Source organism: Sinorhizobium numidicum, assembly GCF_029892045.1.
GTDB classification, from domain to species: Bacteria; Pseudomonadota; Alphaproteobacteria; order Rhizobiales; family Rhizobiaceae; genus Sinorhizobium; species Sinorhizobium numidicum.
In genome coordinates, this window is record NZ_CP120368.1 from 2,272,157 (window position 1) to 2,284,396 (window position 12,240).

Annotated in this window: 11 protein-coding genes; 7 read left to right on the forward strand and 4 right to left on the reverse strand. The window is 61.3% G+C overall.

The genetic code is table 11. The annotated features are described in order from the left end of the window. Positions 1 to 225: 225 nt before the first annotated feature. The 7 genes from PYH37_RS22090 (at position 226) to PYH37_RS22120 (ending at position 7,428) form a co-directional block, all read left to right on the forward strand. Positions 226 to 885, forward strand: a complete 660-nt coding sequence (locus tag PYH37_RS22090) for a dihydrofolate reductase family protein (protein ID WP_280733546.1) — start codon at positions 226 to 228, stop codon at positions 883 to 885. Between the two features lie 254 nt (positions 886 to 1,139). Further along, positions 1,140 to 2,039 (forward strand): alpha/beta fold hydrolase, encoded by a 900-nt coding sequence (locus tag PYH37_RS22095; protein ID WP_280733547.1) that lies wholly within the window; start codon positions 1,140 to 1,142, stop codon positions 2,037 to 2,039. 154 nt (positions 2,040 to 2,193) lie between these two features. Further along, complete coding sequence (locus PYH37_RS22100; RefSeq protein ID WP_280733549.1) at positions 2,194 to 2,754, forward strand: putative glycolipid-binding domain-containing protein; 561 nt, start codon at positions 2,194 to 2,196, stop codon at positions 2,752 to 2,754. 90 nt (positions 2,755 to 2,844) lie between these two features. Beyond that, complete coding sequence (locus PYH37_RS22105; RefSeq protein WP_280736130.1) at positions 2,845 to 3,375, forward strand: ATP-binding protein; 531 nt, start codon at positions 2,845 to 2,847, stop codon at positions 3,373 to 3,375. A gap of 160 nt (positions 3,376 to 3,535) precedes the next feature. After that, positions 3,536 to 3,955: a CBS domain-containing protein gene (locus PYH37_RS22110; protein ID WP_280733550.1), complete on the forward strand. Its 420-nt coding sequence runs from the start codon at positions 3,536 to 3,538 to the stop codon at positions 3,953 to 3,955. Positions 3,956 to 4,304: 349 nt separating this feature from the next. After that, positions 4,305 to 6,866 (forward strand): GcvT family protein, encoded by a 2,562-nt coding sequence (locus PYH37_RS22115; protein ID WP_280733551.1) that lies wholly within the window; start codon positions 4,305 to 4,307, stop codon positions 6,864 to 6,866. Between the two features lie 142 nt (positions 6,867 to 7,008). Continuing rightward, on the forward strand, positions 7,009 to 7,428 hold the full coding sequence (locus tag PYH37_RS22120; RefSeq protein ID WP_280736131.1) for a CBS domain-containing protein: 420 nt from the start codon (positions 7,009 to 7,011) through the stop codon (positions 7,426 to 7,428). A gap of 163 nt (positions 7,429 to 7,591) precedes the next feature. Here PYH37_RS22120 and PYH37_RS22125 read toward each other — a convergent pair whose 3' ends face one another. The 4 genes from PYH37_RS22125 to PYH37_RS22140 form a co-directional block, all read right to left on the reverse strand. Then, positions 7,592 to 7,855, reverse strand: coding sequence for a hypothetical protein (locus tag PYH37_RS22125; RefSeq protein WP_280733552.1), 264 nt, complete (start codon positions 7,853 to 7,855; stop codon positions 7,592 to 7,594). A 317-nt stretch (positions 7,856 to 8,172) separates the two neighbouring features. Continuing rightward, positions 8,173 to 10,719: a mechanosensitive ion channel family protein gene (locus PYH37_RS22130; RefSeq protein ID WP_280736132.1), complete on the reverse strand. Its 2,547-nt coding sequence runs from the start codon at positions 10,717 to 10,719 to the stop codon at positions 8,173 to 8,175. Between the two features lie 208 nt (positions 10,720 to 10,927). Beyond that, a complete protein-coding gene (locus PYH37_RS22135) occupies positions 10,928 to 11,383 on the reverse strand; it encodes a GFA family protein (protein WP_280733553.1) in 456 nt (151 codons plus the stop codon). Between the two features lie 22 nt (positions 11,384 to 11,405). Beyond that, complete coding sequence (locus PYH37_RS22140) at positions 11,406 to 11,966, reverse strand: DUF924 family protein (RefSeq protein ID WP_280733554.1); 561 nt, start codon at positions 11,964 to 11,966, stop codon at positions 11,406 to 11,408. Positions 11,967 to 12,240: the final 274 nt, after the last annotated feature.

Sequence of the window (12,240 nt, forward strand, 5' to 3'; positions counted from 1 at the left end):
CCTCGTTCTCCTCGGCGCATTTCGTTTTCGCAGGCGTGAGCCCTCGTGGCCGCGGTTCAAGCTAAATTCCCCGACTTGGGCTATGTCAACTCGGCTCGACCCTTGCTTGCGCCGGCAGCACGCGTCCCCATTGGCAAACTTCGCAATTTTTCTCCTAGCTGCTGTCGGTATCCGCTGCCGTCGGGCGTCTTAACACAGTAACATGGCGACCAAAGGAGAGCAGAAATGAGGAAGATCATCGTTGGTGCATTTGTAAGCCTCGACGGCGTCATGCAAGCACCAGGCGGGCCGCAGGAGGATCCAACCGGCGGGTTCGAGTACGGTGGCTGGGTGGCACCCTATTTCGACGAAACCATGGGAGAAGCGGTGGGTGAAATGTTTGCCAAGCCGTTTGATCTGCTGCTTGGCCGGAAGACCTATGATATTTTCGCGGCGCACTGGCCCTATGTCGGCGCCGATGATCCGATCGGGCCCTTGTTCGACCGCATCACCAAGTATGTTGCTACGCGCAATCCGGAGTTGAAGCTCGACTGGCAGAACAGCCAGACCCTAGGCTCCGATGTGCTCGCCACGCTTAGGGAGTTGAAAAGCGAGGACGGACCGGACTTGCTGACGCAAGGCTCGACCGACTTCCTGCAGACCCTCCTCAGCAATGACCTAGTTGACGAGATGAATATTTCGCTCTTTCCGCTCGTGCTCGGAAAAGGCAAGAAGCTGTTCGGCAGCGGCACTGTGCCGACAGCGCTGAAACTCGTCAGTTCCAAGGTCTCGACGAGCGGCGTGACGGTCAATAAATACGTCCGGGGCGGTCCAGTCGTCACGGGTAGCTTCGAGTTCGAACAACCGACCGAAGCAGAACTGGAGCGTCGCAGGAAGCTGACCTAACGCCTGTGCATGCACTCCTCTGCTTTGTATCAATTCCAATGGACTTCAAGCACGAAGGGCGGCCCGATAGCTGCCCTTCGCAGACATTGTCGGGAATGGCCTGGAAATCCGTTCCGGGTCCAGCAGCAAAGTTTGGGTGACCGCTCTGTCCGTATCGGCTTCCGACCTCAAGGCGGACAGCCTGATCAAACGATGGAACCATCGCGCCCTGTGCGATGTTCAGCCTCGATCAGTTAACACGAGGTGCGGCAACCATGATCTCAGCAGATTGCGTGAAACACCGGCTCGTCGACTTGGACGGTACCGGCATCTTCTATCGGGAAGCTGGGCCACGGGACGCGCCGGTCGTCCTGCTTCCGCACGGATATCCATGCTCATCTTACGAGTTCCGCAACTTCATGCCCTTGATGGCCGATCGCTGGCGGCTTATTGCGCCGGATTTTCCCGGATCCGGCTACAGCGACACGCCAGACGATTTCGCCTACGGCTTCGATGGCTTTGCAGATTTTCTCGACCGATTCACTCGACGCCTGGGCGTCGACCGTTTCGCGCTCTACCTGCACGACTTCGGATCCCAGATCGGTCTTAGGCTAGCGATCAAGCGGCCGGACCGAATTGTCGCGCTGATCATTCAAAACGGCGACATCTACGAGGATGAGCTGGGTCCAAAATACGCACCGCTGCAAGACTATTTCCGCAATCCCACGCCGGAGGGCCGGGCCAAGCTCGGCGAAGCGGTGAGCGAAGAGGGATACCGGGATGAATTTCTGAATGATGTCCGGCCCGAACTTGCCGAACGGATTTCTCCCGATCTCTGGAAACTCCATTGGGCGTTGACGACGGCGAAACGACGGGAGATTGCCATAGACGTGATTGCTGGTCTCCGAGAGAATCTCGCCTGGTTCCCGCGATATCAGGCCTACTTGCATGAACATCAACCCCCGGCGCTGATCGTCTGGGGCCCGCAAGACGGCTACATGCCCGAAGCGTCGGCGAGAGCTTACCTCCGCGACCTGCCGAAAGCCGAATTGCATCTGCTTGATGGCGGCCATTGGTTGCTGGAGACGAATCTCTCCGAGGTCGTCGCACTCACGCGGGATTTTCTCTCGCGAGTGGGCCGACGGCGAGATGACGCCGGCGGTACTCGGCGCTGATGAGCGACGCCCGAAACGCCGCGGTATTTCCACCAGCGCGGAAAGGATGTTATCCATCACTCGCGCAGGCGTCTTGGGGGTGATGTTCGCTCCCGACTCCTAACCGGAGGATTCCGGGCGGCCCCGATCAGCCGAAGCGGAGGAGCCGAAAGGCATGAGCACATCCGTCCTTTTCTGGCGCCGGATCGATGTGGAAGGTCTCGAGCGCCTGGAGCTTGTGGTCGAGCCCGAGGGCGTCACGGCGACGGCCACGGTCATCTGCCTCGAAGCCGGCGGTTCCCGCGTGGACCATCGCTGGCGGGTTGATTCCAATTGGCGCGCCCAATCCGTCATCGTCGAACGCTGGAACGCGCAAGGCCACGGGGTCCTGCGGCTGGAGCGCGCCGGGACAGGCTGGCGCGTGAACGGCGTGTTGCGGCCGGACCTTGAGGGCGCCGAGGAGCCTGATCTCTCGGTCACGCCCTTCTGCAACACCTTCCCCGTCCGCAGGACACCGGAGCGCGCCGGAGAAAGCCTGCCGCTCGACACCGCCTTCATCGACGGGCCGGCGCTGACCGTCGCGCGCTCAAGCCAGCGCTATGACCGCGAGGGACCGCGGCGGCTGCGCTATGTCGACCTCGGCCTTGCCCGCGGATTCGAAGCGGATCTCGAGGTCGACGATGTTGGGCTGGTGCTCCGTTACGAACACCTGTTCGAGCGGGTGACACCCGCCTGACATGCAGCGGCGAATGAGGTTGGCCATGGTAGCGGTTTCCCGACCCCGGCCGTGGCGCAGATAAGTTTCGTGCGGGATAGGAAAATCATGATCGACTTCGCCGGCGAAGTTCTCATCCTGACCGGCCCGCCAGGTTCGGGGAAAACGACAACGGCACGGGCTCTGGCGCGTAAGCCAGGCGCACCCAAGGTGCACCTGCATACGGACGATTTCTGGCACTTCATCAAACACGGCGGGGTCGCGCCCTACCTGCCGGAATCGCACAGGCAGAACGAAGTCGTCATGGATGTCATCGCCGGGGCAACCGAACGATATGCCCGCGGCGGCTATTTCGTCATTGTCGACGGCATTGTCGGCCCCTGGTTCCTTCAACCCTTCAAAGACCTGGCCTTGCCGCTCCACTACATCGTCCTCCGGCCACCGCTTGAACTCGCGATTGAGCGTTGCCGCAACCGCGCCGGCAATACGCTGACGGATCCTCAACCGATCACGGAGCTCCATCAGCAGTTCTGCTCGCTGGGAGAACTTGAACTCCACGTTCTGCGTACGGCAGGCCATGATCCCGAGGAAATGTTAAATGAGGTTACCCGGTGCATGCATAGCGGAGCGTTTCGGCTGTAGCACACAGATTTCGCACAGGGACCGCGCAATCGCAGTCCGTCGAGCTTCAGGATGCGCTTGAGGTGCGCGCATGCGGATTCGTCACCCGGACGGCAGAAACCGACGATTGGCCACGATTTTTCGCGTATAATGAAGGCGTAGCCAATCATGGGAGGATACCATGAGAACCGAAGAAGCCATGCATCCCGGCGTTCGTTGGATCGGACCGGAAACGGATTTGCGCACGATTGCCCGTATCATGAAAGACGAGGACATCGGCGCACTGCCCGTTGGGGAAAACGATCGTCTGATCGGGATGGTGACGGACCGCGATATCGCCTTGCGGGCCTTTGCTAACGGCAACAATGTCTCTTCGCTCACCGCGCGTGACGTGATGACGAACGAGATCGTCTATTGCCGCACCAGCGAATCCGTCGAGGACGCCATTCACCTGATGGAATCGAAAATGATCCGGCGGCTGCCGGTGATCAACGACGACAAGCGGATGGTCGGCATGCTGTCGCTGGGCGATATTTCCCACTGCACGAGCCAAGAGTTGACAGGCGAATTGTGCAAGGCCGTCACCGCCCATCACGCTTGAGCGGCACGGTCGCAGATATGGCGAAGCGGTAACGGACAGGCGGCGCCGCCGCCGTCTGCCCGCCATGCGGGATTCCGGTGATTGTCGCTGCGACCGAGCGGCCCAGGCGTCGCGTTTGATGGCGCATCCAAGGCCGCTGGACTTCCTGTGTGATATGGAAATTGTCAGGTCGCTCTGCGGCGTTTCCCTAACGATTTTAGTGGTATGCTCATCCGGTGCCGCCCGGGCGATTCATCCACACATCGTGCGGCTCTGGTCGTGCAGTTTGATGATTATGTCGTAGACAGGCTCTAGTCTTGGCGCTGCAAACTTTAGTATCCGGCTTCCAAACTAACTAGGGTCGCAATCAATGGCAGAGTTTCCGCAAAAGGCGAATGTCGTAATCATCGGACTGGGTGGCATCGTTGGAGCATCGATCGCTCATCATCTGATCGAGCGTGGGTGGGACGATATCGTCGGCATCGACAAGTCCGGCATCCCGACCGACATCGGATCGACGGCGCACGCCTCCGACTTTTGCTACACCACCAGCCACGATTTCCTCTCCTGCTGGACGACCCTCTACTCGATCGAATTCTATGAAAAGATGGGCCATTATGCTCGCGTCGGCGGCCTTGAAGTGGCCCGCGTCGGCGACGACGGCCGCATGGACGAGATCAGGCGCAAGGTGGCGTCGGGCAAGGCGTTCGGCACGCGCGTCCGCCTGATCGAACCCGGCGAGATCAAGGAGAAATTCCCGCTGATCGAGGAAAGCATCGTGCAGGGCGGCCTCTGGGATCCGGACGCCGGCCTTGTCATCCCGCGCTCGCAGACCGTCGCAGGCAAGCTCGTCGACCAGGGCGTCGCTGCCGGCAAACTCCAGGCTTTCGCCAATACGCCGGCCCAGTCCCTCGTCATCAAGGACGGCCGCATTAAGGGTGTGGTGACCCACCGCGGCACCATCGAAGCCGATTACGTCATCGTCTGCGCCGGCCTCTGGGGCCGCCTGATTGCGGAAATGGTGGGCGAGGATCTGCCGGTCATGCCCGTCGACCACCCGCTCACCTTCTTCGGCCCGTATAACGAATTCGAGGGCACCGGCAAGGAAATCGGCTGGCCGCTTCTGCGCGACCAGGGCAACTCCGCCTATATGCGCGACACCGGCGATCCCAAGACCGCCGAGGGCGGCCAGATCGAATGGGGCTATTACGAGGAGACGAACCCGCGCCTCTGCCATCCGCGCGACCTTCTCGAAAAGCATGAGGCCCGTCTTTCGCCCTCGCAGCGCGACCTGGACATGGAACAGATTCTGGAGCCGCTGGAGCGGGCGATGGAGCTCACGCCGATTCTCGGCGAACTCGGCTACAATGAAAGCCATTCCTTCAACGGCCTGCTGCAGGTGACGACCGATGGCGGGCCTTCCGTCGGCGAGAGCCAGAAAGTCCGGGGGCTGTGGTACTGCGTCGCCATCTGGGTCAAGGACGGCCCCGGCTTCGGCAAGCTCGTCGCCGACTGGATGACGGATGGGCGCACATCGATCGACCACAACAAGATCGATTATTCCCGCTTCTACCCCCATATGCTTCAGGAGAAGTTCATCGAGGGGCGCTGCGGCGAGGCGGCCCAGAAGATCTACAATCCGGCGGTCCATCCGCGCGAACCCTATGTGACTGGCCGCAGCGTACGCCGCTCTCCGTTCTGGGAGCGCGAGAAGGAACTTGGCGGCTATTTCATGGAGTTGGGCGGCTGGGAACGCGCCCACGGCTATGCCGCAAACGAACACCTGCTGGAGAAATACGGCAACCGCGTGCCGGTGCGTGAGAACGAATGGGACAATCGCCATTTCTGGCGCGTCTCCAATGCCGAGCATCTCGCCATGAGCGAAGATTGCGCCATCGTCAACCTCTCGCATTTCGCCATGTTCGACGTCGAAGGCCCAGATCATGTCGAGCTGATGGAATGGATCTGCGCGGCGAAGATCGGCGGCGATGCCAATGTCGGCAAGGGCATCTATACCCACTTCCTCGACGACGAGGGCATGGTGCGAGCGGACCTGACCGTAATCCGCATGGCCGACCGTTGCCGCGTCGTCGACGGAGCCGACGCAGGGCCGCGCGACTTCCACTACGTGCGCCGTGTTGCTGAGGACAAGGGTTTCGACGTTACCATCACTGATGTGACCGAAAAATATGTGACGATCGGCATCTGGGGACCGAATGCACGCGTAACCCTGCAGAAGGTTGTCGAGGATCCCGAGGGGCTTACGCCAGAAAACTTCCCCTTCGCGGCGATCAAGCCGATCGGGATCGCCGGCAAGGACGTCACCGCCTTCCGCATCTCCTATGTCGGTGAACAGGGTTGGGAACTGCACATGGCCTATGGCGATGCACTCGCAGTCTGGGACGCGCTGCGATCCACGGGCGTGATGGCCATGGGTGTCGAGACCTATGCCAATAGTCGCCGCATGGAAAAGAGCCTGCGCCTGCAGAACGCGGATCTGCTCACCGAATACAATCTCTTGGAAGCCGACCTCGCCCGTCCGAAGGTCAAGGACGCCGAGTTCCGCGGCAAGGCCAAACATCTCGAATATCGAGCCCGCGAGCACCAGCCGGCGATGCTCTGCACGCTCGTCATGACGGACAATGTCGATTCGACGGGCGTTGCCCGCTATCCGGTCGGCACGCTTCCGGTCATGGATCCCGAGACCGGGGAGACGCTTGTCGATGAACTTGGCCGCCGGTCGTTCACGACATCGATCGCCTATGGCCCAACGATCGGCAAGAACATTGCGCTCGCCTATTTGCCTTGGGCCTATGCCCAGGAGGGTCGAAAGCTGAAGGTCGAGTACTTCGGCGAAACTTATCCCGTCGAAGTCGCGGGCGTAGGCTACAAACCGCTATACGACCCGGAAAATCGCAAGCCCAGGACCTGATCTTTGCGCCACGACAGCGCCGCGCGTCTGAAAAGATGCGCGGCGCTGTCGTGTTCGGAAATATTCTCCGAGTGCGCAGATATCCATGATTAGCCATGATTTTCGCGTATGATAACGGCTTAACTGAACATGGGAGGGTATGATGAGAACCGAAGAAGCCATGCATCCCGGCGTTCGTTGGATCGGGCCGGAAACGGATTTGCGCACGATTGCCCGTATCATGAAAGACGAGGACATCGGCGCACTGCCTGTCGGTGAAAATGACCGACTGATCGGCATGGTAACGGACCGCGATATCGCCTTGCGGGCGCTTGCCAATGGCCATGACGTCTCTTCGCTTACGGCGCGTGACGTGATGACGCACGAAATCGTCTATTGCCGCACCAGCGAATCCGTCGAAGACGCCATTCACCTGATGGAATCGAAAATGATCCGGCGGCTGCCGGTGATCAACGATGACAAGCGGATGGTCGGCATGCTGTCGCTGGGCGATATTTCCCATTGCACCAGCCGGGAACTGACCGGTGAGCTGGTCCAGGCCGTCACTGCTCACCACGCTTGAGGCTATTGGCGTGCCGAGGCGGTGAGCGGCGGCAGGAGGCATACGCAGCGCGGGCGGGACCGGTTCGCGCTGTCTCCAAGGCCTCGGCCCGAAGGCCAGCGCTCATTTCTGTGCACAGCATTCAGCACCGCGGGATCGGCGCGGACGCGCCGAGATGGCTGCCTTACTTGACGACGACGGAGCCGTTGACGATCTCGATCGTTTCGTCGCCCTGAAGGCCCATGCGATCGCCGCTCGGCGCAGTGATGAAGCAGCCGCTCGGGCAGATCATTTCCGTTGCGCCGGAATCGATCGCCAGTTCCATCCGGCTTTCGCCCTCAACGATCACCAGCACGGCGGTCTCGCCGTCCCTGTTGGTGACGGTCGCAGCATTGGCCGCCCCGGTCACGAGAATGCCGGAAAGCAAAGCAGCAACAACTCTCTTCATCGCCCATCGGCGCGGCGCGCCGTCCCCTTCGGCCGGTCACCCTTTCGCCCGTGGCGAAAGCACCCGGCCGCCCCTTCAGCCAGCGCCAGCCTACTGCATGGTTCCTTAAATCGGAACCGATTTAAGGATAGAACCATGCAGCAATTTAAAGTGCCACAGCGGCCTTTGTGCGTCTGAAAAGACGCCCGGCGCTGTAAACCGGAGCAGCATGAATTGCATGCTTTTTATCGCCGGACCGCTGAATAGGCGCTGAACGACATGTTGGGCGACCGTTCATCAGGGATAGACCGAGAATTGCAGGAGAAGGCCGCCGTCGCTTACCCGCGGCTGCGGCTGCTGCGTTTGCCTGCCGGGCGGGCGCCGGCATCGCCTTCCTCCGCTTCGTCCGAGGACTTCGTCTCTTCGACGGGCGGCGAAGGTTCCGCCTCCGCGGGCGCCGCTTCCTCGGGCGCCACATCCTCGATCTTCATCGGGAACGGCGCGCCGATCCCCTCGTCGCGGAAGCGCTCGTAGATGGCCACGCGGATATCGTTGCGCACGTTGCCGGCCGTCAGCACGTCGGCGACATAGATACGCAGCTCGAAGGTCATGCGCTCGTCGCCGAAGGCGGTGAAGCCTACGTTAGGCGAAGGATTCTTCAGCACCATGGGATGGGCGGTAGCGATTTCGTGCAGCAAATCGATCACCCGCCGCGGATCGCTGGCATAGGTTAGGGTAACGGCGATTTCCGAACGGCCGAGCTTGTTGCGATGCGTCCAGTTGCCGACGGAAGCATTGATGAGCAGCGAGTTCGGCATCATGATCGACTGGTGCTGGAACGTCTCGATCTCGGTGGCGCGAACCGAAATGCGCCGGACGAAACCTTCCGTCGTGCCGCTGACGATCCAGTCGCCCACCTTGAAGGGCCTCTCGACCAGGAGGATCAGGCCCGAAACGAAGTTTGAAACGATATTCTGCAGGCCGAAACCGACGCCGAGGGAGAGAGCACCGGCGACCAGAGCAAGGCTCGACAGATCGATACCTGCCGCCGAAACAGCGATAAGCCCGGCAATCCCGACACCGGTATAGCCGATGCCGGTGCGGATGGAATTGCGCACGCCCGCGTCGACGCGGCTGCGCGCCATGATATTACCGTCGATCCAGCGCTGCACCCAGCGCGTGACGACATAGCCGAGCGCGAAGAAGAGGACGCCGGCGAGAATGCCGACCAGCGAGATGGTGATGGTGCCGATCCTGATCTCGGTCACCACGCGATAGACCCAGGACTCGATGTCGGCGACCTTGAAGCCCCACTGCAGAAGGACCAGAGGGATGAAGAACAGCACGACCAGCGCGTAGATGCCGAGCCCCGCTATCAGCCCTATCTGGTCGAGCGCGACCTGCTCCAAGCCGCGGCGCTCGAGGTATCGTCCTGCCGCCGTGTCCGCAAAGGCACCCTGCTTGGACACCGATCTGCCGGTGAGGATACCGATATACATCATCACCAGGATCGCGCCGGTCATGATGATCTGCGTAGCAACGAAGCGCGCTAGACCCACATAGCCTGAAAGCGCGATGGCGATTAGCGCCGCGCCGGTCAGAAGGAACGTGAGCCCGATCACCCGCGGCCAGGGGCGGCCCGGGGCATCGAACGGCTCGTCCGGCCTCAGCACTGGCCGGATCCAGGCCATCGACATCAGGATCAGGCCGATGATGACCGCCGCGAGGAAGCTCTTGGCGACGGTCAGGATGACCGGAGAGCCCAAGGATACGCTGATGCCGCCGAGCAGATAGTCAAGACCGTTGACGAGCGTCATGGCGGAGATCGGCACCATCAGCGTTCTTGCGCCGCGATTCGAAACCCGGACGAGGCGCCAGCTCGAGCGCCTCGGCGACAGCACGGAATTGGCGAGCCTGGTGACGAAGAACAGGGCGACGCCCACGCCGAGCGTGAGCGCTAGAATCGGGGCGATATCCGGCCGCAATACATTGAAGCTGCTGAGGAAGAAGTAGCTCGACGCGGCGAAGGCAGTGAGCGCCATGGTCGGGATCAGAGTCGACCAGAATGCCACCGAGAGCTGTCGGAAATAGGTGGGGTCGTCCTCACCGTCGTGACGCAGGATGAACGGCGAGAAGAGCCTGTATCCGCCGACCAGAAAGAGCAGCGCGGCGCAGAGCGATAGAAAGATCGCACTGAGGAAAGGCACGCGCTTGTAGTTCCAGGCAAATGTCACCCAACTGCTGACGCTTCGCCACAGCGCCTGGGCTTCGTCGATCGTTGCCGTCACCGCCTCGCTCAGCATCGCCGCGGAGACGTCCGTGTGCCTCAGAAGCGTGTTGGAGAAGAGCTCACGCCGGGTCGTGGTGATATCGTTGGCGAGCTTCCTTGCCTCTACCGAGAGGCTTTCCGCGCTTCCCGTGAGCGCGTTTATCGCTCCGCGTTCGGCAAGTAGCCGTTCCCTTTCCTCCGTCACGATATTCGCTTCCGGTGGCTGGCCCTCGGCCGGCGGATCGCCGAGTTCAGTCAGCCGGGCCTTGATTTCGTCAAGCCGCGGCCGCGTCGCTACCGATGCGGCGATGATCTGCCTGGAAAGCGCATCGACCTGCACCTTCAACTCGGCAAGCAGGGCATCGTCGTCCTTGGCGGTTTGGACGCGATCGGCCAGCCGCTTCAGTTCCTGCTTGGCGTGGTCAAGCTGCTCTTGTGCCTGTTGCAGGACGGGAGAAGCCGCTGCTGCCCCATCGTCTGGCTCGGCCTGCGGCGCGGGCTGAGCAGGTTGCGCCGATTGGGCTTGCTGCGGCGGCTGCGCCTGTGGTGCCTGTTGACTTTGTTGGACGGGCTGCGCCGCTTCCTGAGCCATCGCCGGTCCGCCGCCGGCAAGCATCAGCGCACCGAACGAGCCAGCAATCAAAAGAGCGGTCAACTTTCCGACGAGTTGCAATTCTCTATCCTTCGAGATCCTTCGAGATCCAGGGGGCGCGACAAACGGAATCGCTCCAAGCGTCGCCACCATCCGATCTGCATACGCAAGACGGCAAAAAGATGCAAAGCGGTTGAGGACTGCAGTTTTTTGCTATGTCATATCGACGCGATCAGGTGGAAAGCGTCGCATATTCCTGCAGCAAGCCTTCATAGGCCTCCAGCGGCGGCAGCGTCTCGTAGCTGTGAACGGCCGGCGTGGTCGCCCAGGGCAGTCCCTCGCTCGTCCAGGTTTCGATGAACGGCGTGAACCAGCGCGGATCATCGAGCATCGTCGCGCGGACGTTGACGAACCAGTCCATGCCTTCCACGCGCGTAAACATCCAGCTCATGCAATACGGGCAGAAATAATGCCGCGTCGCGCCATGCAGCCCGCCGATGACCGGCTCTCCCGTGGTGACGGCGAAGCCCTCGCTCGGGATTGCCACGCTGAGCGAGAAGGCGCTTGCGGTCATTCGCTGACAGCCCGTGCAATGACAGGCCATGGTCAGGAGCGGCGGCGCGCTGACCTTGATCCGCACCTGTCCGCAACGGCATCCTCCTTCCCAGGGCAGGCTTCGTGCGCTCATGGTTTCCTCCCGTTTGTCTTTTCTAAAAGCCCGCGCCCGGCTCGGCGAGATAGGCGTCCTCGGCCGGCGTCGACGTCCGCCCGACAATCGCGTTCCGATGGGGAAAGCGGCCGAAGCGTTCGATCACCTCACGGTGGCGGATCGCGTAGTCGAGATAGTCGGCGTCGCCGAGCGCGGTGAAGAGCTTCACCGCCATCGTCTGATCCGCGAGGTTCTCGGAATGTTCGAAGGGCATGTAGAAGAAGGCGCGCCATTCCTGCGGCACCGCCATATCGGCACTGGCCCCGATGGCAAGTTTCGCCTCGCGCAGCGCCAGTCCGTCGGTCGCGAAAGCCAGCGGCGAGCCGCGGTACATGTTGCGCGGCAACTGGTCGAACAGGATGATGGTGGCGAGCCAGTTCTGAGGAGTCTGGCGCCAGACATCGTCAAGCCTTCTGGAAAGGGCGAGATGCGACGCCTGAAATCGCTGCATGCATTGTTTGTCGAGTTCGGGATTCACTGTGAACCAATGGTCGTAGGAAAGCTCCGCGAACCAGAACTTCAGCACCTCTTCCGGCGTGCAGATCTCGATTTGATCAACCATTCGATGCCTCTTCTCCTCGATTGTCGATGGATGGGCTTGCCGCCCATCAGATAGGAGCCGATCATGCGGTTTCCACCGGTGATCTGCAACGTCGTCATCAGTCGGGAATCTCTCCCAAGCTGTTGAAGCAGCCCGCACCCTCTTCCTGTGCTTCGCCTTACAAGCATCCTTGCGACGGCGCGGCCGCCATTCCACCCTCATCCCTGTGCTCGTCACAGGATTCAGCCACGGTGCGTCCGCGCCGTGCATGACGCTTTAATGAGAATGGAGCGGA